Source organism: Nonomuraea sp. NPDC049655, assembly GCF_044465465.1.
GTDB lineage: Bacteria > Actinomycetota > Actinomycetes > Streptosporangiales > Streptosporangiaceae > Nonomuraea.
Genome location: NZ_JBITLS010000013.1, coordinates 1 through 20301 on the forward strand (window position 1 = coordinate 1; position 20301 = coordinate 20301).

23 protein-coding genes are annotated in these 20301 nt (G+C 74.8%); 9 read left to right on the top strand and 14 right to left on the bottom strand.

Annotation, left to right across the window (positions count from 1 at the left end; all coding sequences use genetic code 11):
* Window positions 1–167: 167 nt before the first annotated feature.
* Together ACIBQ6_RS35730 and ACIBQ6_RS35735 are read left to right on the top strand one after the other, a co-directional pair.
* Window positions 168–1913, top strand: a complete 1746-nt coding sequence (locus ACIBQ6_RS35730) for an ABC transporter ATP-binding protein (RefSeq protein ID WP_397217349.1) — start codon at window positions 168–170, stop codon at window positions 1911–1913.
* On the top strand, window positions 1895–3670 hold the full coding sequence (locus ACIBQ6_RS35735) for an ATP-binding cassette domain-containing protein (RefSeq protein ID WP_397217351.1): 1776 nt from the start codon (window positions 1895–1897) through the stop codon (window positions 3668–3670). Before ACIBQ6_RS35730 ends, ACIBQ6_RS35735 begins: the two co-directional genes overlap by 19 nt.
* A 12-nt stretch (window positions 3671–3682) precedes the next feature.
* Here ACIBQ6_RS35735 and ACIBQ6_RS35740 read toward each other — a convergent pair whose 3' ends face one another.
* A complete protein-coding gene (locus tag ACIBQ6_RS35740; protein WP_397217353.1) occupies window positions 3683–7129 on the bottom strand; it encodes a BTAD domain-containing putative transcriptional regulator in 3447 nt (1148 codons plus the stop codon).
* A 157-nt stretch (window positions 7130–7286) separates the two neighbouring features.
* Here ACIBQ6_RS35740 and ACIBQ6_RS35745 point away from each other — a divergent pair, with 157 nt between their 5' ends.
* Together ACIBQ6_RS35745 and ACIBQ6_RS35750 are read left to right on the top strand one after the other, a co-directional pair.
* Window positions 7287–8489 carry a histidine kinase gene (locus ACIBQ6_RS35745; RefSeq protein WP_358301735.1) on the top strand — a complete coding sequence of 401 codons (1203 nt, stop codon included), beginning with the start codon at window positions 7287–7289 and terminating at the stop codon, window positions 8487–8489.
* 21 nt (window positions 8490–8510) lie between these two features.
* Window positions 8511–9197, top strand: a complete 687-nt coding sequence (locus ACIBQ6_RS35750; RefSeq protein WP_397217870.1) for a response regulator — start codon at window positions 8511–8513, stop codon at window positions 9195–9197.
* 19 nt (window positions 9198–9216) lie between these two features.
* Here the strand turns inward: ACIBQ6_RS35750 and tsaA are convergent, their stop codons facing one another.
* Both tsaA and ACIBQ6_RS35760 read right to left on the bottom strand, forming a co-directional pair.
* The gene (gene tsaA / locus ACIBQ6_RS35755) at window positions 9217–9621 is read right to left on the bottom strand and encodes a tRNA (N6-threonylcarbamoyladenosine(37)-N6)-methyltransferase TrmO (RefSeq protein ID WP_397217355.1); all 405 of its coding nucleotides are present in this window, start codon (window positions 9619–9621) and stop codon (window positions 9217–9219) included.
* A complete protein-coding gene (locus tag ACIBQ6_RS35760; RefSeq protein ID WP_397217357.1) occupies window positions 9618–9794 on the bottom strand; it encodes a hypothetical protein in 177 nt (58 codons plus the stop codon). Before ACIBQ6_RS35760 ends, tsaA begins: the two co-directional genes overlap by 4 nt.
* Before the next feature lie 51 nt (window positions 9795–9845).
* Between ACIBQ6_RS35760 and ACIBQ6_RS35765 the strand changes: the two genes are divergently transcribed.
* Window positions 9846–10097, top strand: coding sequence for a hypothetical protein (locus tag ACIBQ6_RS35765; RefSeq protein ID WP_397217359.1), 252 nt, complete (start codon window positions 9846–9848; stop codon window positions 10095–10097).
* Window positions 10098–10290: 193 nt separating this feature from the next.
* The gene (locus ACIBQ6_RS35770; RefSeq protein ID WP_397217872.1) at window positions 10291–10719 is read left to right on the top strand and encodes a VOC family protein; all 429 of its coding nucleotides are present in this window, start codon (window positions 10291–10293) and stop codon (window positions 10717–10719) included.
* Window positions 10720–10744: 25 nt separating this feature from the next.
* Here ACIBQ6_RS35770 and ACIBQ6_RS35775 read toward each other — a convergent pair whose 3' ends face one another.
* On the bottom strand, window positions 10745–11269 hold the full coding sequence (locus tag ACIBQ6_RS35775; RefSeq protein WP_397217361.1) for a YceI family protein: 525 nt from the start codon (window positions 11267–11269) through the stop codon (window positions 10745–10747).
* The gene (locus ACIBQ6_RS35780; protein ID WP_358301748.1) at window positions 11266–11724 is read right to left on the bottom strand and encodes a nuclear transport factor 2 family protein; all 459 of its coding nucleotides are present in this window, start codon (window positions 11722–11724) and stop codon (window positions 11266–11268) included. The genes ACIBQ6_RS35775 and ACIBQ6_RS35780 overlap by 4 nt, the downstream gene beginning before the upstream one ends.
* 101 nt (window positions 11725–11825) lie before the next feature.
* Here ACIBQ6_RS35780 and ACIBQ6_RS35785 point away from each other — a divergent pair, with 101 nt between their 5' ends.
* Window positions 11826–12737 (top strand): LysR family transcriptional regulator, encoded by a 912-nt coding sequence (locus ACIBQ6_RS35785; protein ID WP_397217363.1) that lies wholly within the window; start codon window positions 11826–11828, stop codon window positions 12735–12737.
* A 36-nt stretch (window positions 12738–12773) separates the two neighbouring features.
* Here the strand turns inward: ACIBQ6_RS35785 and ACIBQ6_RS35790 are convergent, their stop codons facing one another.
* The 3 genes from ACIBQ6_RS35790 to ACIBQ6_RS35800 all read right to left on the bottom strand — a co-directional run bounded on the left by ACIBQ6_RS35790 (window position 12774) and on the right by ACIBQ6_RS35800 (window position 14509).
* Window positions 12774–13274, bottom strand: coding sequence for a nucleoside deaminase (locus ACIBQ6_RS35790; RefSeq protein WP_358301754.1), 501 nt, complete (start codon window positions 13272–13274; stop codon window positions 12774–12776).
* A 90-nt stretch (window positions 13275–13364) separates the two neighbouring features.
* A complete protein-coding gene (gene cynS, locus ACIBQ6_RS35795; RefSeq protein ID WP_358301757.1) occupies window positions 13365–13835 on the bottom strand; it encodes a cyanase in 471 nt (156 codons plus the stop codon).
* An 86-nt stretch (window positions 13836–13921) separates the two neighbouring features.
* Window positions 13922–14509 (bottom strand): carbonic anhydrase, encoded by a 588-nt coding sequence (locus ACIBQ6_RS35800; protein ID WP_397217364.1) that lies wholly within the window; start codon window positions 14507–14509, stop codon window positions 13922–13924.
* Window positions 14510–14632: 123 nt separating this feature from the next.
* On the opposite strand from ACIBQ6_RS35800, the gene cynR reads away from it, so the two are divergent.
* Window positions 14633–15541, top strand: a complete 909-nt coding sequence (gene cynR / locus ACIBQ6_RS35805) for a transcriptional regulator CynR (protein ID WP_397217365.1) — start codon at window positions 14633–14635, stop codon at window positions 15539–15541.
* A 28-nt stretch (window positions 15542–15569) separates the two neighbouring features.
* Here the strand turns inward: cynR and ACIBQ6_RS35810 are convergent, their stop codons facing one another.
* Genes ACIBQ6_RS35810 through ACIBQ6_RS35830 form a run of 5 tightly spaced genes read right to left on the bottom strand, consistent with a single transcriptional unit; the run spans window position 15570 to window position 19109 of the window.
* Window positions 15570–16955, bottom strand: a complete 1386-nt coding sequence (locus ACIBQ6_RS35810) for a hypothetical protein (RefSeq protein WP_397217367.1) — start codon at window positions 16953–16955, stop codon at window positions 15570–15572.
* Window positions 16952–17299, bottom strand: a complete 348-nt coding sequence (locus ACIBQ6_RS35815; RefSeq protein ID WP_397217369.1) for a hypothetical protein — start codon at window positions 17297–17299, stop codon at window positions 16952–16954. Before ACIBQ6_RS35815 ends, ACIBQ6_RS35810 begins: the two co-directional genes overlap by 4 nt.
* A gap of 18 nt (window positions 17300–17317) precedes the next feature.
* Window positions 17318–17851 (bottom strand): hypothetical protein, encoded by a 534-nt coding sequence (locus tag ACIBQ6_RS35820; protein ID WP_397217371.1) that lies wholly within the window; start codon window positions 17849–17851, stop codon window positions 17318–17320.
* Window positions 17852–17860: 9 nt separating this feature from the next.
* Complete coding sequence (locus ACIBQ6_RS35825; RefSeq protein ID WP_397217373.1) at window positions 17861–18844, bottom strand: tetratricopeptide repeat protein; 984 nt, start codon at window positions 18842–18844, stop codon at window positions 17861–17863.
* Window positions 18845–18881: 37 nt separating this feature from the next.
* A complete protein-coding gene (locus ACIBQ6_RS35830; protein ID WP_358301777.1) occupies window positions 18882–19109 on the bottom strand; it encodes a hypothetical protein in 228 nt (75 codons plus the stop codon).
* A 225-nt stretch (window positions 19110–19334) separates the two neighbouring features.
* On the opposite strand from ACIBQ6_RS35830, the gene ACIBQ6_RS35835 reads away from it, so the two are divergent.
* The gene (locus ACIBQ6_RS35835; RefSeq protein WP_397217375.1) at window positions 19335–20123 is read left to right on the top strand and encodes a LuxR C-terminal-related transcriptional regulator; all 789 of its coding nucleotides are present in this window, start codon (window positions 19335–19337) and stop codon (window positions 20121–20123) included.
* Here ACIBQ6_RS35835 and ACIBQ6_RS35840 read toward each other — a convergent pair.
* Entirely contained in the window at window positions 20110–20268 is a 159-nt protein-coding gene (locus ACIBQ6_RS35840; RefSeq protein ID WP_397217376.1) for a hypothetical protein, read from the bottom strand. The genes ACIBQ6_RS35835 and ACIBQ6_RS35840 overlap by 14 nt on opposite strands.
* Window positions 20269–20301: the final 33 nt, after the last annotated feature.

Sequence of the window (20301 nt, forward strand, 5' to 3'; positions counted from 1 at the left end):
CTTCTTCCACTCAGGTCCCCTCCTCCCATTTGCCCACGCCCCCCCCCCCCCCCCCCCGCGCCGGCCCCCCCCCCCCCCCCGGCCCCGGGCCCGCCCCCCCCCCCCCCCCCCCCCCCGCGCCGACACACGACCCACGCCATCGAGCCGATGGAGTGAAGGGACCTCTCATGAACGTCGGGCACCGGCACGGCGACCGGCTCATCGCCTGGACGGCCCGCGCGACCTGGGCGCCGCTGGCGGGGACGGCCGTCGCCGCGGCGGCCTCGATCGCCGTCTCCCTCGCCCTGCCCTCGGCGGTGGGCGCGGCGGTGAACGCGGTCCTCGCCGGAACGGGCTCCACCGCCGCCTACGCCGAGCTCGCGGTGCTGCTCCTGGCCGCCGCGCTCGCCGACGTCGTCTCGGGCGTCGCGGGGATCACGTCCGTCGCCGCCGCCACCAGGCTGCTGCGCCTGCGCGCGATCGACCGGGTGCTGCGGACCGACGCGGCGGGCGCGGGCGCCTTTCCCGCCGGGGAGCTCGTCAACCGCCTCGTGGGCAACACCGCGACCACCGGTTACGTGCCCGCGACGCTGCTGCAGATCGCGTCCGGGCTCGTCCTGTCGGCGGGCGGCGTCGTCGCGCTCTTCACGATCGACTGGCGGGTGGGCGTCGCCTTCCTGAGCGGCGTCCCGGTCGCGCTCGTCGTCATGCGGGTGTTCGTCGCCCGGGTCTCCGGCCTGTACGGCGACTACCAGCGGGCCCAGGGCCGGCTGGCCGCACGCCTCGCCGAGACCCTGGCCGGCATCCGGACGGTCCGGGCCGCGGGCACCGCCGACCGGGAGATCGCCCGCGTGCTGCGGCCGCTGCCCGAGCTGAGCGCCGCCGGGCACGCCCTGTGGCGGGCGCAGGCGCAGAGCGTGTGGCGGATCACCCTGATCCTGCCGCTGGTGGAGGTCGTCGTGCTGGCCGTGGCGGGGCTCGGCGTCGCGCAGGGACGGCTGCCGGCGGGCGCGCTGCCGGCCACGGCCGGCCACACCGCCCTGGGCCTGGTGTTCGTCGAACAGATCGACCCGCTGCTCGGCATGGCCTTCGGCCGGTCGGCGGCGGTCCGCGTGCACGACGTGCTCGCCCTGCCCGTCCCGGCCGCCGGCACGCGGCCGCTGCCCCCCGGCCCGGGGACGCTCTCCTTCCGTGGCGTGACGGTGCGGCGCGGGCAGGCCCCGCTGCTCGACGGCGTCGATCTGGAGATACCGGCCGGGGTGATGACCGCCGTCGTCGGCGGCTCGGGCGCGGGCAAGACCACCCTCGCGCTGCTGGCCGGCCGGTTGGCGGACCCGGACGACGGCCAGGTCCTCCTCGACGGCGTGCCCCTGCGCGACGTCGATCCCGGGCCGCTGCGCGATGCCGTGGCGTACGCGTTCGAACGCCCGATGCTGCTCGGCGGCGACATCGCCGGGGTGATCTCCTACGGCGCTCCGGCGTGCGCCCCGGAGGCGGTGCGCGCCGCCGCGAAGGCCGCGGCCGTGCACGACGTGATCCGCCGCCTCCCCTTCGGGTACGCCACCCCGGCGGCGGACGCGCCGCTGTCCGGCGGCGAGGTGCAGCGGCTGGGGCTGGCGCGGGCGTTCCTGCGGCAGGCCCGGGTGACCGTCCTCGACGACGCCACCTCCAGCCTGGACACCGCGACCGAGGCCCGGGTGAGCCGTGCCCTGGCCGAGGGCATGCGGGGGCGCACCCGTCTGGTCATCGCGCACCGCCCGGCCACGGCCGCACTGGCCGACCTGGTCGTCTGGCTCGACGCCGGCCGGGTGCGCGGGCGCGGCACCCACCAGGAGCTGTGGCGGGACCCGGCCTACCGCGCCCTGTTCGCCGCCGCCGAGCACGCCGACACCCCGCGACGGGACGAGGAGGACACATGGACGTCCGCACGGTGACCGGGGCCGAGGCGGACCGGCGGCAGGCCGTCCGGCCCTGGCGGTTCCTGGCGGGGCTGCTGCGCGCCCGGCGGCGCCCGCTGCTGCTGGCGCTGGCGTGGTCGCTCGTCGAGTCGGCGCCCGCGCTGCTGGCCGGGCTGCTCGTCGCCACCGCGGTGGACCGCGGCTTCCTGGCGGGACGTCCGGGCGTCGGCCTGGCCTGGCTGGGCCTGCTGGGCGCGACGATGGTCGTCAGGTCGGTCGCGACCCGGCTGATGTTCCCGCAGCTCGCCGCGGTGGTCGAGCCCATGCGCGACGAGCTGGTCCGCGCCGTGGCCGGGGCGACCGTCCGCCGCGCGGCCGACGGCGGCCAGGCGCCGGACGCCGCCGCGCTCAGCCGCCTCACCGGGCAGGTCGAGACCATGCGCAAGCTCGTGTCCACGATGCTGCGCACCAGTCGTGAGCTGGGGATGTCGGTGATCGCCGCGCTGGTGGGGCTGCTCGTCCTGTCGCCGGTGGCCGCCGCCGTCGCCGCCGGGCCGCTGGTGCTGACGCTGGCCGCGTTCGCCAGGCTGATGCCGGCGCTGACGGCCCGGCAGCGCGCGCTCGTGCTCGCCGAGGAGCGGCTGACCGCGCAGGCCACGCCCATCGTGGCGGGGCTGCGCGACGTCGCCGCCTGCGGGGCGCGGGCCCAGGCCGCGGACACGTTGCGGGCCCTGGTGTCCGCGCAGGCCGCGGCGGCCCGCGCGCTCGCCTGGGCGGGCACGGGCCGCCGGGTCGCCGTCCTGCTCGGCGCGCACGCGCCGCTGGTCGGCCTGCTCCTGCTGTCCCGTCCGCTGATCGAGGGGGGCCGGCTGAGCGCGGGAGAGGTGGTGGGGGCGGTGACGTACCTGTTCACCGGTCTGGAGCCGGCGCTGCGCACGATCCTCGACACCCTCGGCGGGTGGGGGGTCGGGCTCGCGGCGACCACGCGCAGGATCGCCGAGACGATCGCCGTCCCCGGCCCGGCGGCGGCGGGCACGCCGGCGACCGCCGTCCCGGACGGTCACGAGCTGCGGGCCGAGCGCCTGACGTTCGCCTACGCCGCGCGGGCCACGCCGGTCGTGCGGGACCTGGACCTGACGATCGGCGAAGGCGGGCATCTCGCGGTGGTCGGGCCCAGCGGCGTCGGCAAGTCCACGCTGGCCCTGCTGATGACCGGGCTGCTCCGGCCGACCGGCGGGCGGGTGCGGCTCGGCGGGCGGCCCCTGGACTCGATCCCCGGCGCGTCGGTGCGCAGCCGGATCGCGCTGGTGCCGCAGGAGGCGTACGTCTTCGCCGGGACGGTCCGGGAGAACCTGGCCTACCTGTGGCCGCTCGGCGAGAGCCCGGACGACGAGCGCCTGCGCGCCTCCGTGGCCGCCGTCGGCGCCGGACCGCTCGTCGAGCGGCTGGGCGGCCTCGACGGGGAGATCGACGAGCCGTCCGCGCTGTCGGCCGGGGAGCGGCAGCTCGTCGCCCTGGCCCGCGTGCACGCCTCCCCCGCCGGCGTCCTCATCCTGGACGAGGCGGGCTGCCACCTCGACCCGGCCGCCGAGCTGCGCGCGGAGTCGGCGCTGGCGGCCCGGCCCGGCACCCTGGTCGTGATCGCGCACCGCATCAGCTCGGCCGCCAGGGCACGCCAGGTCCTCCTGATGGACGGGACCACCGTGCTCACCGGCACCCACCGGGAGCTGATCGACCGGTCCCCCCTGTACGCCGACCTGGTCGGCCGCTGGCACGACGACGGGACACGGTAGACCGGTGGCCCGTCAGGCCCCGGCGGCGTCGGTGCCGGCGTCCAGCGCGGTCTCCAGCACGGCCAGGAAGTGGTCGACCGGCCCGATGCAGGCCACCGCCGACCCCCCGGAGATCCGCCCGGCGTAGGGCAGCAGCTTCTCGTACGTCGTCCAGCAGGCCGCCACGTCGCCCACGGCGGCCTGGGCCGCGCCCTGCAGGCAGGTCATGGTCAGCCACGACCAGTCCATCGGCGGAGCGGGCCACCCCTGCCCGGCCAGGGCCACGGCCTGGCTCCGGCGCCCCTGGGCGCACAGCTCCAGCACCCGGGCGTCGTGTTCCACGGTGGGGTGGATGCCGCTGATCAGGTCGATGAGCGGGCCCGCCTCGGCCATGGCGCCGCGCTGGTAGTGCAGCATGAGGCGGCCGTTCACCGCGACGGCGCCCGCGTACCACATGCCGATCCGCTTGGCCTGCCGTTCGGCCTCGCCGTACAGCGTGTCGGCCTCGGCGAACCGGCCGGCCAGGGTGAGCCGGTTGGCCCGCCACATGGTGTGCTGGAACCGCGGCCACGGCAGTTGCAGGTCGTCGAGCAGCGCCTCGCAGCGGGCGGCCGCCAGGTCGGCCCCGGCCAGGTCGTGCGTCTCCAGCCGGTAGTGGGTGTCCATCATGTGGGCGAGCAGCTCGAAGCCCGGCGTCCGGGTCCGCGCGGCCAGGCCGTGCAGCTCGTCGGCGATCTCCATGAGCTCGGCGATGTGGGTCGCCTGCGGCACGGACAGCGCGCGCGCGTTCAGCGCCCGCATGAGCAGGTGCGGGTCCGCGATCCGGCGGGCCATCGCGACGGCCTCGGCCGACAGCGACAGGCATCGCAGGTCGTCGTCGCTGCCGTTGTACAGTTCCTGCGCCAGGCCGCCGAGCAGCAGCGTCCGCTCGACGCCGTCGGTCTCGGGCAGCGCGCTCAGCGTGGCCTCGAACTGCTCCACCAGCCGCAGTTCCACCGGTTCGTACGGGTTGCGCAGCGTCCAGATGGCCGGCGCGTCCAGTGCGGTGAGCGCGCGGGTGGTCAGGGCGGGGTCGGCTTCGGCGCGCTGGGCCACGCGCAGGGCCTGGGCCCGCAGGTCGCGCGCGCCCATCGCGTCTCCGGCGTCCAGCAGGGCGCGCACCTGGTGCAACAGGAGTTCCACGTGCTGGGCGGGGTCGCCGTCGCAGGCGCCGTGCGCGGCGACGGCCCGTCCCCACCAGGCGGCGGCCTCCTCGTGCGCCATGCGCCGGCTCGCCTGCCCGGCCGCCGCGCGGGCCCAGTGCGCCGTCTCCCGGTACGCCAGCGGCCCGGCCTCCACGGCGTGGTGGGCGATGACGGTCACGTCGGTGCTCGGCCTGGCCGACAGGGCCCGCATCACCTCCCGGTGGAGCACGCCCCTGCGCAGCGGCGGGACGCCGGCGATCAGCGTCTCCCTGACCAGGTCGTGGACGAACGTCATGACCCCGTCGCCGCTGGTGACCAGCCCGGCCTGGGCGGCCCAGTCGAGCAGCTCGTAGGTCTGCTCCGGCCACGACGCGCAGGCCCGGAACACCTCGACGACCAGGCCGGGATCGAAGCTGCGGCCGATCAGGGCGGCCGGCTGGAGTATCTCCGTCGCCCGCGGCCCGAGCATGGCCAGCCGCCGGCGGATCAGGTCGGACACCGCGTCGGGCACGACCTCCAGGCCCTGGCCCTGCGCCATCAGCCGGACGCTCTCGCGGACGAAGAACGGGTTGCCGCCGGTACGCCGGGTCAGCAGCTGGGCCGTCGAGCCGTCCACCGGGACGCCCATCTCCCGGGCGAGCGTCCCGACGTCGGCGGCGTCGAGGCCGCCCAGCCGGATGCGCACGAGGTCGTAGCGGGCGAGCTGGTAGAGGACCTCGTCCACCGAGAGGTTGAAGGAAGCGGCGGGGGTGACCGTCCGGTCGTCGTGCGCCGCGTCGCGGAAGGCGGTGACCAGCAGCAGCGGGCGCTCGCCCGGGTACGCCTCGGACAGCACGGCGACGTCCCTGAGCAGTTCGAGCGTGGCGGAGTCCGCCCAGTGCAGGTCGTCCAGGACGATCACCAGGGGGCGGGCGCGCGCGGCCTCGACGAGCCACCGGGCGACGGCCCGGTTGCGGTGCGGCGAGGCCGGCGCGCCCGTGGGCCAGTCGTCGTCGAGCAGCCCGCTCAGCGCCTGGCGCTCGGCGGGCGGCACGCTCCCGGCCAGCGCGCGCAGCACCTGGAGCCACGGCCACAGCGGCGGCACGCCCTCCCCTCCGCGGCAGCGGCCCCACAGCACCAGGTGTCCGCGGTCCACGCAGTCGTCGCGGAACGCCTGCAGCAGCCGGGTCTTGCCGATGCCGGGCTCGCCGCTGACCGCGGCGACCACGACGCCGTTGTGGTGCGCCGCGCCGGGCAGCGCCGTCAGCTCCGCCAGCCCCCGCTCGCGGCCGATCAGCCGTCCCCGCGCCGCGCGCCGGGCCTGATCGGCCTGCGCGGACGCGTCCTCACCGGCGTGCGCGGCGGCCTCCTCCCCGCCGCCCGCCGCGGTGGCCTCCTCACCGCCACGCGCCACGGCGGCCGGAACGGCCTCGGTGCGGACGAGGGACAGCCGCACGGGCCCCGGCTCGGGCGGCGGGGTGATCGACCGCGCCTGCCGGAGGATGTCCTTCTCCAGTTCCCGCAGCTCGGGCCCGGGATCGAGGCCGAGCTGGTCGGCGATGACCTGCCGCGCCCTGCGTAACGTGGCCAGCGCGTCGGCCTGCCGCCCGGACCGGTAGAGAGCCAGGGCGCGCAACCACCACAGCCGTTCGCGCAGCGGGTGCTCCGCCGTCTCGGACTCCAGCTCGTGGATCACCGGCTGCGGGCGGCCGGCGTCCAGCAGCGCCTGGGCGCGGGACTCGATCGCGTTCATGCGCAGCTCGCCCAGGCGGTTCACCTCCGCGGCGGCCCACAGCTCGTCGGCGAACTCGCCGTAGGGGACGCCGCGCCAGAGCCCGAGGGCCTCCTCCAGCAGGGGCAGCGCCTCCGCGGGCGGGCGCAGCTCGGCGTCGGTGACCAGCTTGGCGAAGCGCAGCGCGTCGACGTCCGCGGTGGCCAGGAGATAGCCGGGCCGGCGGGCCACCAGCAGCCGGGGCGGCGTGCGCGGCGGGCGTGACGGCTCCAGCACCCGGCGCAGGTTCGACACGTAGACGTGCACGGAGCCCACCGCGGTCGCCGGCGGCCTGCCCTGGTACAGGTCCTCGATCAGCGTGTCGGTGGAGACGACCGTCCCGGCGGCGGCCACCAGCCGGGCGAGCAGGGCGCGCTGCCGCGGCCCTCCGGGGCTGACCGGGCCGCGGGCGCCGAGGATCTCGAACGGCCCGAGCACCCGGAACCGCACGCCCGCCGCACCGGTCCCGCCGTCGGAGCCCTGCTGTCCGAGCCCTCCGCACCGTTCCCCATCGGCTGTCTCCTCGTGACGAGAGGTTCGCGACATCGCTCCATCGTGGCCGCTGCCCGGCCCGGTCTCGTCACTCGGGAGGGTGATGCGGAAATCAGTCCCGGGCGGGACGCGGGGGTCTGCAACTTTCGCGGCAGTAGATGTCCACCCTCGGTTTGATGCGCCGGGGGTGGTGCCGGGGTTAGCGTGACGGGTGCCCTTCACCGCCCCGTCCATCGTCCGGCGGGTGTTCGCGGTCCACCCGCTGCTGCTCGACGGCGCCGTGGCCCTGCCGCTCGTCGTCGGCACCTGGCTGTGGGAGATGTTCGAGCCGGGCCGGGGGCGGCCGGGCGACGCCCTGTCGGTGGCCTTGACCGTGCTGGTCAACGCGCCGCTGGCGCTGCGCAGGGTGACGCCGGTGGCGGTGCTGCTGGTGTCGGTGGGCGCCTCGCTGGTCTACCACGTGCTGGGCTACCACCTCGGGCTCAACAGCATCGGGCCGCTGGTGGCGCTCTATTCCGTCGCCGCCCACCGGTCGTGGGCGTGGTGCGCGGCCGGTGCGGTGCTGATCGTCTTCGAGTGGACCTACGCCTCGGCGCAGCAGCCCGGCGTCGCGCTGTGGTCGGCCGCCGCGCAGTCGTGCATCGTGGCGGCCTGCGGGGTGGGCGCGGGCACCAGCGTGCGGCTGCTGTCGGAGCGCACCGGGCAGCTCGCCGACCTGGCCGCGCAGCTGCGCGCGGAGCAGGGCGCCGCCGCCCGGCGGGCGGTCACCCGCGAACGGGTGCGCATCGCCCGCGAGTTGCACGACGTCGTCGCCCATCACATGTCGGTCATCTCCGTACAGGCCGGGCTGGGGCGCTACGTGGCGCTGAGCGACCCGGCCACCGCCCACGCCACGCTGGGCGTCATCGCCGACACCAGCCACGAGGCGCTGACCGAGATGCGCCGGCTGCTGTCGATCCTGCGCATCGAGGCCCACGACGACGACGAGGGCCTCTACGCCACCGCGCCGGGCCTGCTGGCCCTCGATCCGCTGGTCGAGCGCATGCGCGGGGCAGGCGTCGCCACCGAGCTCGTCGTCGAGGGCCGGGCCCGGCCGCTGCCGTCCGGCCTCGACCTGTGTGCCTACCGCATCGTCCAGGAGTCGCTGACGAACGTGCTCAAGCACGCCGACCCCGGCCGGGTCGAGATCCACATCGGCTACGGTCCGGCCACGCTGACGTTACGCGTCAGCAACGACGGCGCCGCCGTCCAGGCGGAGGACGGGCCGTCCGGCGGTCACGGGTTGATCGGCATGACTGAACGTGTCAGGCTCTACCAGGGGTCGATCACCGCCGGGCCGCTGCCCGGAGGCGGGTTCGAGGTCCTGGCGACCTTCCCGCTCCCCGTGCCCGGTGCCGACGATCGGCCGCCGTGACGACCGTGAAGCAGGTGCGAGATCAAAGTCCTCGTCGTCGACGACCAGGTGCTCATCCGTGCGGGTCTGGCCGCGCTCCTGCGCGCCGCGGGCCTGGAGGTCGTGGGCGAGGCCGCCGACGGTGAGGAGGCCGTGCGCCTGGCCGCCACGCTGCGGCCCGACGTGATCCTCATGGACATCAGGATGCCCGGCATCAACGGTCTGACCGCGACCGAGCGCATCCTGGCCGCCGCCCACGACCCGCCGCCCAAGGTGCTCATCCTGACCACGTTCGACCTCGACGAGTACGTCTACAACGCGCTGCGCCTGGGCGCCGGCGGGTTCCTGCTCAAGGACACCCCGCCCGAACGCCTGATCGCCGCCATCCACACCGTCGCGGCGGGCGACATCCTGCTGGCCCCGGCCGCGACCAGGCGGCTGATCGAGGCGTTCACCGAGCCGCCCGCCCCGCTCCCCTCCCCCTCCCTCGACCGGCTCACCGGACGCGAGACGGAGGTGCTGCGGCTGGTCGGGCACGCGCTGTCGAACAAGGAGATCGCCGAGCGGCTGTCGGTCAGCGAGGGCACGGTCAAGACGCATCTCAACCGGCTGATGGCCAAGCTGGGGCTGAGCAGCCGGGCGCAGGTGGTGGTGGTGTCGTACGACGCCGGCCTCGTCCGCCCCGGCCGCCCCCTGCCCCGCCGGACGACCGCCGACGACCAGGGCTAGCGCAGGGCGGCGGCCGCGGTCAGCGGTCGGGCGTGAGCAGGGGCTTGACGTCGAGGATCGGGGTCGCGTCGAGCGCCTCCAGGTTGCGGACGTGCACCCGCCGGCCCTCCACGGCCAGGATGTGCACGGTGTGCAGGCCGATCGGGTTGGGCCGGTCGGGTGCGCGGGTGGCGAAGACGCCGGTGAGCGGCCGGGCGGCGTCGCCACGCGGGTGGACGGCGAGGGTGTCGCGGTCGGCCCGGTCGAGCCAGGTGAGCAGCAGCACGTCGGTGCCCGGGGTCAGGCCGTCGAGGGCGGCGGCGTACCGGTCGTCGAAGACCAGCCAGGCGTCGGGGGCTCCCTCGTCGGGCTGCCGGGGCGCCGCCGTGCGATCGGTCAGTGTCGACTCGACGCGCCCGACCGGGCGCAGCGTGGGTTCGGTCACGAGTCCTGGATCTTTCCCCGTGCGGGGACGCCGGTCAAGACCGTCGATCGCCCGAAGCCCGCCGGAGGGCCGGCGGCGGCCAGGACGACGCCCGGCTCGCCCGTGCCGTCGACGGCGGCGACCTTGTCGGCGTGGCCGAGCAGCGCGGTCTTGCCGATGCCCGGCTCCCCCACGACGACCAGGGCGCCGCTGCCCCTTCCCGGGCGCCGTCCAGCAGTCCGTCAATGTCGGTCGCCAACCTCTGCCACGAGCTCGGCCACGACCCGGGCGCCTACGCCCCCAAGCCGCGGGTGACCGTCCCCGCGGCCGTGCTGCTGGCCAAGGACGACGTGACGATCCGCCGCTTCGCCGAGCGGGACGCCGACGTCCGGCGCTGGACCGAGCTCGACCGCGGCGGCGCGTACCTGGCGCTGGAGGTGCCGGAGCTGCTGGTGGCGGACGTGCGGGCGTTCTTCGGCCCGCTGGCGGCTGACTGACCGGCGGGCCTGAAGGATTCATGGCCCGCCTGATGACATCCGCATCTGGTGGGCGGCCCGCCCGGGGGGCAAGGTGGGACCGGCATTGCGCCGGCGGCGTGTCGAGAACGCGGCGCCGGCTCCGTCCTGGGAACATCGGCGGCCGGCGAGCGGCCGCGTTTGACGAAGGAGGCCCGGCGTGGCGATCCAGCGGATGGACAACGTGCTCATCGTCGTCGAAGACCTTGACGCGGCGATCGCGTTCTTCCTCGAACTCGGCATGGAGCTGGAGGGCAGGGGGCCGATCGAGGGGCGCTGGGCGGAGCGGGTCATCGGGCTCGACGACGTCCGGCAGGAGGTCGCGATGTTGCGGATCCCGGGCGCCGCCGGCGGGATCGAGCTGGCCATGTTCCACACGCCGAAGCCGATCCGTCCCGAGCCGGCGGACCCGCCGGCGAACACGCTGGGCATCCGCCGGGTCATGTTCGCCGTCGACGACGTCGAGGACGTCATCGCCCGCCTGCGCCGGCACGGCGCCGAGCTCGTCGGCACGCTGGAGCGGTTCGAGGACAGCTACCTGCTGTGCTACGTCCGCGGCCCGGAGGGCATCGTCGTCGGCCTGGCCCAGCAGCTCGGCGGGTGACCGGGCGGCCGGTGCTTCCGTGCCGCTAGGGCCGCCGGACCGCGGCGAGGTCGAGCTCCAGCGCCACCTTCCTGGCGACGAGTCCGGCGGCGGCGTTCCACTTCACGCCCCAGTCGGCGCGGTCGATCGTGACGCCGTCCTTGAGCCGCAGCCGCAGGCCGTCCCCGTCGCCGGTCAGCTCCAGCTCCAGGGTGATCGGGTTGCGCACGCCGCGGATGCTCAGGTCCCCGGTGACCTGGAAGGCCGTCTCACCGGTCCGCTCCACCCGGTTCGAGGTGAAGGTGATCACCGGGTGGTCGGCGTCCTTGAGGTACTTGCCGCGCAGGTACCGGTCGCGCTGCGGGTTGCGGGTCTGGACGCTGCCGGCCTGGACGGTGAGCTCGATGCGCGACCTGGACGGGTCGTCGCCGTCCAGGTGGCCGGTGCCCGCGAACCGGTCGAACCGCCCGTGTACGGCGGGGCCGACGGTGTGCCGGGCGACGAAGCCGATCCGGGTGCGGGCCTGGTCGAGGACGTAGTCGCCGGTCAGGGCGCGAAGGCTGGTGGTCATGCCGGGCGCTCCTGGTCGCCGGCGGGGGCCGCGCCCGGCAGCGGGCTGGCGTCGAGGTACCTGACCTCGTAGACGCGTTCGGCGAACTTCCAGCCGTCGCCGGTGCGCTCGTAGCGGTCGTGGTAGAGGGCGTGGTTGGCGTGGGAGCCGCCGTCGCGCATGCGCCCGAACTCGTAGATGTAGGCCCGGCCGGTCGCGGTGTCGCCGTCGATCCGGATGACACCCGGATGGACGTTCTGCACGAAGAACTCCCAGAGGCCCTGCCCCCACTCGATCCCGGCGCGGATCGCCTCCCGGCCGGCGAACTCCTTGCCGATGTGCGGCCATCGCATGACGCCGCCGGGCGTGAACAGGGATTCGACGCGGTCGTAGTCGCGGGTCATCACCGCGTCGGTGAGCTCGCCGCGCAGCGCCTCGATCTCGACGCGGTCGGCTACGGCTTGCAGGTCGGTCATGTGGATCTCCCCCTCGCTCAGGTGGTGGGTCCAGCATCGAGGCAGGTCGGAGGGCGAACAAGGTAGGGTTCGTGGGGCGATCCATAACATGGGGGTTATCCGTGGAGCTGAGGGACATCGAGATCTTCCTGACGCTCGCCGAGGAACTGCACTTCGGCCGTACCGCCGAACGGCTGCGCGTCTCGCAGGCGCGCGTCAGCCAGGCCATCAGCAGACAGGAACGGCGCCTCGGCGTGGCGCTGTTCGACCGCACCAGCCGGCGCGTGGCCCTGACGCCGGTCGGCCGCCGCCTGCGCGAGGATCTGCGGCAGGCCTACGACCTGCTCCAGGAGGGGCTGGCCCGGGCCGAGGCCGCGGGGGTGGGCGCGGGCCGCACGCTGCGCCTGGGCGTGTTCGGCCACGCCGGCTACGAGCTGCGCCCGCTCGTCGACGCCTTCCGCGCCCGTCATCCCGGCGCCGAGGTCCGGTTCAGCGAGGTCACCGGCGGCGACCCGTTCGCCGCCCTGCGCGCCGGGGACGCCGACGCGCACGTGTTGTGGTTGCCGGTGGCCGAACCCGATCTCACCGTCGGCCCCACCGTGCTCGTCACCGGCCGGGTGCTGGCGGTGTCGGCCGGGCATCCGCTCGCCGGGCGGGGCGGCGCGTCGCTGGAGGACCTGGCCGACGAGCATGTCGTCGACCTGGGCCCCGCCGCCCCGGAGTACTGGGTGGCGTCCATGGTCCCCACCCGCACGCCGCTGGGCCGCCGCATCCCGCGCGGGCCCGTCGCGCGGACGTTCCACGAGATCCTGGCCCTGGTCGCCGCCGGGCAGTGCGTGCATCCGCTGGGCGAGATCGCCGCCCGCTACAACCGGCCGCCCGGCGTCGTCTTCGTGCCGCTCCACGACGCCCCGGCTCTCCGGTTCGCCCTGGTCTGGTCGTCCACCGGCGACGGCCCCGCCGTCCGCGCGCTGGCCAGGACCGCCGCCGACCTCGGCCCGCTCTCACTCGGCGGGAACGGCGAGCCGGGCTGAGGCCCCGCTGACCGGACTGAGGTCCGCTCCGGCGCCCTACGCGGTGGTGGGTGCGCCCGCGACGCGGCGTTCGCCGCCGTTGCGCTCCTGCCAGAACCGGTACACCTCGACGGCGTCCGCGCGCGGCTCGTGGCGCATCGGCAGCCGGCGCTGCTGCCAGGGCTTGGCGAACTCGTCGTAGAAGGTGCCCAGCTCGAAGTACTTGCGGTCGTCCACGTAGTGGGGCTCGTAGGCCTCGCGGGTGGTGAGGAAGACGACCTCGGCCGGGGAGCAGTAGTACAGCGCGCCCAGGCACATCGGGCAGGGGTGGGCCAGCACGTAGATGGTGGTGTCGGTCAGGTGCTCGGTGCCGAGCCTGGTGCAGGCCTCGCGGATGGCGAGGATCTCCGCGTGGGCGGTCGGGTCGCCGGTCTGGGCGACCTTGTTGGCGCTCTCGGCCAGGAGCTCGCCGTCCCTGACGATGACGGTCGCGAACGGGCGGCCGCCCTCGGCGACGTTCTGGCGGGCGAGGTCGATGGTGCGCTGGACGAAGTCCATGAAGGTCCTCCGGAAGTGGCCGGGCGGGGCCGCCGTCGGGGCGGCTCCGCGAGGGACGGGACCCGGGCCCGCGATCGGGCCCGGGCTCGGTCAGAAGGGCTTGGTCGGCAGGTACTTGCCGTCCAGGGTGATGACGGCGCGCTCGCCGCCCTCCGGGTCGGCGACCTTCTTCACGTCGAGGCGGAAGTTGATCGCGGAGATGATGCCGTCGCCGAACTGCTCGTGGATCAGGGCCTTGAGGGTCGTCCCGTAGACCTGGAGCATCTCGTAGAAGCGATACATGGTCGGGTCGGTCGGGATCCGGTCCGGCATCGAGCCGCGGATCGGGATGGTCTGCAGCAGCGCCGCCGCGTCCTCGCCCAGGTCCAGCAGCTCGGCCACGGCCCGGGCGGAGCTCTCCGGCAGCGGATGCTGGCCGAGGACGGCGGCGGTGGTGAAGGCCACCGACAGGCCGGCGGCGTCGGCGATCTGCTGCCAGGACAGGTCCTTGCGGATCTTGGCCTCGACGGCGGTGGCGGCCAGGGCCTGGCGGGCGGTGGGGTCGAACTGTGCGTGCACCATTTGTCGGTACGTCCTTCTCTTCAGGTGGTGTCGGGATGGATGCGGGCTCCCCGCGGGCGGTCGCGCGCGGGAGCCCCGGAGCCGGGTCAGGCCGTGAGCGCGGCGCCCGCGGCGGCCAGTTCCTCGACGCGGCCGGTCGGGATGTCGTAGACCCAGCCGTGCAGGGTGACCTTCCCCGCCGCCAGCGCGCGGGCGACCGACGGGTGGGTGGCCAGGTTCGCCAGCTGGGCGAGCACGTTCTGCCGCACCAGTGTCGGCACGTCACCGTGGGTGGCGGTGCGGGCCCGGGCGGCGTCCGCGTGCCGCAGCCAGGCGGCGACGGTCGGGGCGCCGCTGAGGTCGTGCCCCTCGGCGAGGGCGGTCATCGCGCCGCACGCCGAGTGGCCGCAGACGACGACGTCCCGCACGCCCAGCGCGGCGACCGCGTACTCGATGCTCGCGGCCACCCCGTCGGCTTCGGGGCGGTAGGCGGGCACCAGGTTGCCGGCGGTGCGGATGACGAACAGGTCACCCGGCTCGGTGCCGGTGATCAGCTCGGGGACGACGCGGGCGTCGGAGCAGCCGATGAACAGCGTGTGCGGTGTGTGATGGGTGGCCAGACGGGCGAAGAGCTCCGCCTTGGCCGGGAAGACGTCCCGCTGGAAACGGGCGACGCCCTCGGCGAGGTCCTGCATGGTCACTCCCTTCGGCGGTGGCCGGCCCTTGTGGGCTGCTGACATCCAGCATGCATGACCTGGCCCTATAGTGTCCAAGAGGCGTTCCGCCTGATAGCCATTGCTCTCATCTATAGTTTGTCCATGGCCGCTCTCGAACTGCGTCACGTGCGCTACCTGCTCGCCGTGGCCGAACACGGCAACTTCACCCGCGCCGCCGAGGAGCTGCACATCTCGCAGCCCACGCTCTCCCAGCAGATCAGGCAATTGGAGCGGACCCTGGGCGTGCAACTGCTGGACCGCACCGGCCGCGCGGTGCGGCTCACCGACGCCGGGGCGGTCTACACCGACCACGCCCGGCGCGCGCTTCGCGACCTGGCCGCCGCCGAACGCGCCGTGCACGACGTCCAGGACCTCTCCCGCGGCCACCTGCGGCTGGGCGTCACCCCGACCTTCACCGCCTACCTGGTCGGCCCGCTCACCGCCGAGCTGCACGTGCGCCACCCGGCCGTCGACCTCACCCTGACCGAGATGACCCAGGACCGCATGGAAGCGGCCCTGCTCAGCGACGACCTCGACCTCGGCATCGCCTTCGCCGGCCCCCACCTCCCCGGCGTCACCCCCACCGCGCTGTTCACCGAGACCCTCAGCCTCGTCACCGGCACCCCGCACGCCCGGACGCTGGCCGCCCCCCTACCGGTGCGCGCGCTCAAGGGCGAACGGCTCGCCCTGCTCAGCGGCGACTTCGCCACCCGGGGCCACATCGACGCCTACTTCGCCCGCCACCGGGCCGCACCCCGCATCGCGGTCGAGGCCAACTCCATCCAGGCACTCACCGAGATCGTGCGCCGCACCCCGCTGGCCACCGTCCTGCCCGACGCCATCGCCCACGGTCACCCGCAGCTCACGCCCGTCCCCCTCGACCCGCCGCTGCCCAGCCGCACCGTCACCCTGCTGCACCGCGAGGGCGCCTACCGCAGCGCCGCCGCCCGCGCCTTCACCGAGCTCACCTGGGACTTCGTCCGCTCCCACGGCTACGCCCCGCCCGCCTGAACCCCGGCGCGCAGCGGGCATGTTTCGGTCAGAAGCCCGACACATGCCCGGCCGCCGACTCGGAGCCGCCGTCGCCGCCCGGCGCCGCCGGTTCGCCGGTCGCCGGGACGCCTCCGTCCGGCTGGACGGCGGCGGCCTGCGCCGGTTCGTCGTGCTGCCGGCTCGCTCCGGCCTGGGCCTGCTGCGCCGCGTCCGGACCGCCATGGGCATGGCCGGTGTCACCGGACGCCGCGGCCGCGGTCTCGGGCTGGGAGCCGGGCAGCGGGTGCCAGCCGCCGTCGGGCGACTGGTAGGCGGCCGAGACCAGCTCCGTCGTCCCGGTCTGGCCGCCGTCGCCGGCCGTCCCGTCGTGCACGGGGAGCGGGTGCCAGGCGCCGTCGTGCCCCAGGAACCAGGCCGCGTTCAGCTCGACCCCCGGCGTGCCGCCACCGGCGTCGGGCGAGAGAGGCGCGGCGGGCGGGACGGGGTGCCACGAACCGGCGGCGTCCTGCGTCCAGTCCAGGTTGACGACGCTCTGGGCGCCCGCGATCGTGTGGCCGTCCGGGGCGATGGGATGCCAGGTGCCCTCCGGGCCGCGCCAGCCCGACCCCGCGGTGCCGGGCGGGTCGCTCGCCGACACCTGGTGCCAGGCGCCGGCGGCGTCCCGGTAGCCGCCCTCGGTGTGCGTGATCGCGCCGGGGACCGGGGTGGAGGAGATCGCGTGCCAGGCGCTGCCCGGTTCGTACCACCATCCGCCCTGGAACTCGACGATCCCGTGCGGCGTCAGCGGGGCCGCGGGTTGGTGACGGTGTTCCGTGGCGGGACCGGCCAGGTCGGGCAGCGCGTGCAGCGGCGGCGCGACGTCGGAGGGCAGGGTGAACGCGGCCTCCTCGGCGCTCCCGTGGACCGCCCGGAAGAGGGAGTCGCCGAGGTCGTGGGCGACGTCGTGGCCGGTGGCCGCCTCGATGCCCTTGATCGCCGTGGTGCCCACGCCGTAGCCCGCCAGCGCGGCGCCGACCAACGCGCCGGCCGGGGTGGTGACGTCCAGCAGCCCCAGCGTGGCGGAGTAGACGCCGGCGAGCCCGGTCGCGGCGGTGGCGGCGCCGTCGAGCACCTGTTCGCCGTTGCCGCCGCCCAGCCCCGTGCCGAGCTTCACGCCGCCGTTCCAGGTGTCGCGCGCGCCGGCGAACAGGCCGTAGCCGCTGATCGCCTGGTTCAGCGGCGGGAAGGCGAACGGGCCGGAGGAGCCCAGGCCGTGGGCGCTGCCGCCGAGCCTGTCGAAGTCGGTGTTCATCAGGAAGCTGGGCACCGTGAAGACGTTGACCACGTGCTGGAGGGCGTCGTCGGCTCTGCGGGCCGCGTCGTCGACGCCGCGCAGCACGTCCGCGGCCTGGTGCAGGGCGTCCCGCAGGGCCTGCGGCAGGAGGTCCGTCATGACCGGGTGAACAGGCCGGCCTGCGCGACGGTGTCGCCCGGCTCGGGTTGCGGCGTCCCGGTCGCCAGCGCGAGGTCCAGCTCGGCGGCCAGGATGGCCGCCGCGTGCGCGTACGGCCGGGGCCCGACCGCCGCGGGATCGGCCTCCCGCCTGGCCGCCAGCTCGATCCAGGTCGCGAACGCCTCGGCCAGCGGCTGCTCGGCGGGCTCCGGCCGCAGTTCGCCGGCCTGCTCCACGAGCGCGGCGATCAGCTTCCTGCGCAGGCCCGAACCCGGCGGCCGGGGCGGGACCGCCTGGACGACCTGCATCACGGAGATCGCGGCACGCACCACGTCGACGATCATCTCGGCCTCCCGGCCCGCTCAGGACGCCGGGACCCGGACCTCGCCGAGGACCAGGTCACGCCCGTCCGGCCAATGGAAATCGTGCAGGGTGACGGTGAGGCGGGGCGCCCTCGGCGAGGTGTCCCACACCGTGAACACGAGCTTGCTGCGCTGACCGAGCGGCGGGTCGCCGTCCCCGCCGCCCTGGAACGGCACCGACCCGAGCTCGCTGCCGCTCGCCCGGTCGCTGATGCGGTAGATCATCCGGGAGGCGAACTGCCGCTCCTCCCGGGTCACGTACGCGGTGACGACGATCGACGGCCTGGTCCTCCCCATCCACCTGCTGACCGTCCGAGCGGTCCGCTCCACGGTGAACCGCCAGCTGTACCCGTGGATCGTCCACGGCGGCGGCCCGGACGCGTTCTTCCTGATCGGCTCGTCGGCCTCCAGGAACGGCAGCCGGGGCAGGCTGAGCCCGGGAACGGCCGGCCCGTCGAGCCCGATCCGGGGGACGACCAGCGCCGCCGCGATCAGCACGGCGATCACCAGGTTGGCGCGGGCGAAGAAGCGCATCCGCCGGCCCTAGAAGAGGATCTTCTTCATCGCGCGGCGCTCGCGCACGACCGGTCCCTGCAGTTCCTGGTAGAGCTTGTCGACCTGGCCCGGCCTGCCGAGCCCGGCCAGGACGATCGACTCCTTCTCCGTCCCGAGCATGTAGGTCAGCTCCAGCGAGGCGGTGTTCGTCAGGTAGGAGGACAGGGTGCGGACGTAACGGACCTGGGTGATCGAGGCGTACAGGATCATCTGCTTGCTCCGGTCCCTTACGCCCTGGGCCACGTCGACGCGGCGCTGGTGGAAGACGTACGACGTCACCCTGGCGGAGACGACGGCGGCGACCCAGGCCGCCACGGCGTACAGCCCGAGCGCCACGACCAGCAGCGGCACCCGCAGCGCCGAGACGGACAGCGCGAGTGCCGTGGCCACGAGCGGGGTGAGCGCGAGGTGCCGGGTCTGCGTCCTGGTGGACCACACTTCCTGGCCGATGTCGTAGACGGCCCGTTCGTCCAGGTCGTCGGCCATGGTGCGGTACGGCGTGACCCCCGCCGCGACGGCGCGGGTGTACTCCAGGGCGGCGGCGTGCTCGGCATCGTCCGGGACCACCACCTGCGGCGGCGCGGCGGCCACCGAGGGCAGCGTCCCGGCGGCGGCACCCGCAGTCCGGCAGGCCGCCAGGCGGGTGTGCACGTCCTTCACCACGTCCCCCGTCAGCGACTGGCGGAAGGCGACCGCGGCCTCGGCGGGCCTGCCCTGCTCCTGGAGCGCCACGCCCAGCTCGTAGGCGGCCAGGTGGTGCGCGGGCTCGGCCGCCACCACCGCCCCCAGGTGCCGCTCCGCCTCGCGCCACTGGCCCAGCTCGTTCAGGCACACGCCGAGCGAGTACCGGCAGACCCGATCGCCGGGGAACTCGGCGACCACCTCCAGGAGCACGTCCCGGGCCTCGGCGGTCCGTCCCGCCCGGTACAGGGCCAGCGCCCGGTCGAAGCCCTCGTCGTCCTGTGCCGACATGCGTCCATCCTCCGCTCTCGGGTCCGAGCCGGACGTCTCAGTGGTGGGGCAGTTCCGGGTACACCACGAGGAAGAAGACGGCCAGGGCGATGACGGCGATGATGATCTGCGTCCCCAGGCTCAGCTCGTCGCCGCCGCCGTCACGGCGGGCCCGCCAGTCGTCGCGGTTGCGCCGGCGCGACGACTCGTCCATGGAGCGCCGGACCATCTCCCGCTGGTGGTCGATCCGCCGCGAGCTCTCCCGCTGGTAGTCGTCGAACGGCATCTGTCACTCCTTCTGGGTCGCACCGCCTGGAGCCAGAGTGATACGGAACGTCATCACCTGGTAACGATAAGACGAAAAACTGCCGTACTCCAGTCGCGCCCGCACATCCGCCGATGGAGACCGACACCCCCACTGTCCCGCCGGCCGGCCGGGACGATGAATACGAAGAAGTGCGTACTTCCGAATCGCTGTGCCGGATGGTAGCCGTTCATGCACAATGCGCCCATGACGTCATTGTTCAGGGACGATGGCCGACGCATTCACGACCTGGCGATGGACATCCTCACGACGAGAAAGCCCGTACGCGTCTGGCCGCTATTGATGGAGCGGCTGACGAAGGACCTGCCGGGAGACCTGGCGGTGCTCATCGACCTGGACTGGACGGCGGGCACCGGGCACGCGCTGACCGGCTCGCCCGACTGGCTGCACCAGGCGCCGCTGAACGCCCTCATCCACTCCCACATGCGCGCGCACCCGCTGCTCCGCCACTACGCCAGGACCGGCGACCGCACCCCTCTGGCCATGGACGACGTCGCCGACGGCGCCTGGTGGAAGAGCGAGGCCTACCACGCCGGCCGGGCGGCGATCGGCATCGACCGCCAGCTCGCCCTGCCCCTGGACGCCCGGCCGGGACAGATCCGCGGCGTCATCATGAGCCGCGACGGCACCGGCTACAGCGACCGGGACCTGGAGTACGCCGCTCTCGCGCGTTCGCTCCTCGACACGGTCGAAGCGCACGAGAAGGCCGTCTTCCGCCTGCCCGCGCTCGCGGACCCGGCCGAGCACGGGATCACCCTGCGCGAGATGGCGGTCCTGATGTTGCTGAGCGAAGGGCTGACCGCGTACGCCATCGGCCGCCGGCTCACCATCAAGGAGGCGACGGTGAACAAGCACAAGGAGAACCTGTACCGCAAGCTCGGCGTGCACGACCGGGTCACGGCGCTGCGCAGGGCCCGCGCGCTCGACCTCCTGCCCCCCGAACCGGGACGGGACGCCCGGCTCAACGGTGAGTGATCCACCAGAACAGCAGGCCGACGAGGCCGCCGCCGGCGGCTTCCGCGGCCCCGCGGGCCAGGGCGACGGCGAGGGTGCGGCGGAGGCGGGCGGAACGGCGGCGCGACGCGGAGCGGGCGCGGCGGGATGCTCGGTTGTCGGTCATGCCGGCCATGACACCGGGGCCGGCGGCAAGGCT

What these genes read in the sequence shown, in the direction of transcription:
- ACIBQ6_RS35730 (WP_397217349.1), top strand. Translation starts at nt 168, where the DNA reads ATGAACGTCGGGCACCGGCACGGCGACCGGCTCATCGCCTGGACGGCC.
- ACIBQ6_RS35735 (WP_397217351.1), top strand. Translation starts at nt 1,895, where the DNA reads ATGGACGTCCGCACGGTGACCGGGGCCGAGGCGGACCGGCGGCAGGCC.
- ACIBQ6_RS35740 (WP_397217353.1), bottom strand. Translation starts at nt 7,129, where the DNA reads ATGTCGCGAACCTCTCGTCACGAGGAGACAGCCGATGGGGAACGGTGC.
- ACIBQ6_RS35765 (WP_397217359.1), top strand. Translation starts at nt 9,846, where the DNA reads ATGTCGGTCGCCAACCTCTGCCACGAGCTCGGCCACGACCCGGGCGCC.
- ACIBQ6_RS35770 (WP_397217872.1), top strand. Translation starts at nt 10,291, where the DNA reads ATGGACAACGTGCTCATCGTCGTCGAAGACCTTGACGCGGCGATCGCG.
- ACIBQ6_RS35775 (WP_397217361.1), bottom strand. Translation starts at nt 11,269, where the DNA reads ATGACCACCAGCCTTCGCGCCCTGACCGGCGACTACGTCCTCGACCAG.
- ACIBQ6_RS35780 (WP_358301748.1), bottom strand. Translation starts at nt 11,724, where the DNA reads ATGACCGACCTGCAAGCCGTAGCCGACCGCGTCGAGATCGAGGCGCTG.
- ACIBQ6_RS35790 (WP_358301754.1), bottom strand. Translation starts at nt 13,274, where the DNA reads ATGGACTTCGTCCAGCGCACCATCGACCTCGCCCGCCAGAACGTCGCC.
- cynS (WP_358301757.1), bottom strand. Translation starts at nt 13,835, where the DNA reads ATGGTGCACGCACAGTTCGACCCCACCGCCCGCCAGGCCCTGGCCGCC.
- ACIBQ6_RS35800 (WP_397217364.1), bottom strand. Translation starts at nt 14,509, where the DNA reads ATGCAGGACCTCGCCGAGGGCGTCGCCCGTTTCCAGCGGGACGTCTTC.
- cynR (WP_397217365.1), top strand. Translation starts at nt 14,633, where the DNA reads ATGGCCGCTCTCGAACTGCGTCACGTGCGCTACCTGCTCGCCGTGGCC.
- ACIBQ6_RS35810 (WP_397217367.1), bottom strand. Translation starts at nt 16,955, where the DNA reads ATGACGGACCTCCTGCCGCAGGCCCTGCGGGACGCCCTGCACCAGGCC.
- ACIBQ6_RS35815 (WP_397217369.1), bottom strand. Translation starts at nt 17,299, where the DNA reads ATGATCGTCGACGTGGTGCGTGCCGCGATCTCCGTGATGCAGGTCGTC.
- ACIBQ6_RS35820 (WP_397217371.1), bottom strand. Translation starts at nt 17,851, where the DNA reads ATGCGCTTCTTCGCCCGCGCCAACCTGGTGATCGCCGTGCTGATCGCG.
- ACIBQ6_RS35825 (WP_397217373.1), bottom strand. Translation starts at nt 18,844, where the DNA reads ATGTCGGCACAGGACGACGAGGGCTTCGACCGGGCGCTGGCCCTGTAC.
- ACIBQ6_RS35830 (WP_358301777.1), bottom strand. Translation starts at nt 19,109, where the DNA reads ATGCCGTTCGACGACTACCAGCGGGAGAGCTCGCGGCGGATCGACCAC.
- ACIBQ6_RS35835 (WP_397217375.1), top strand. Translation starts at nt 19,335, where the DNA reads ATGACGTCATTGTTCAGGGACGATGGCCGACGCATTCACGACCTGGCG.
- ACIBQ6_RS35840 (WP_397217376.1), bottom strand. Translation starts at nt 20,268, where the DNA reads ATGACCGACAACCGAGCATCCCGCCGCGCCCGCTCCGCGTCGCGCCGC.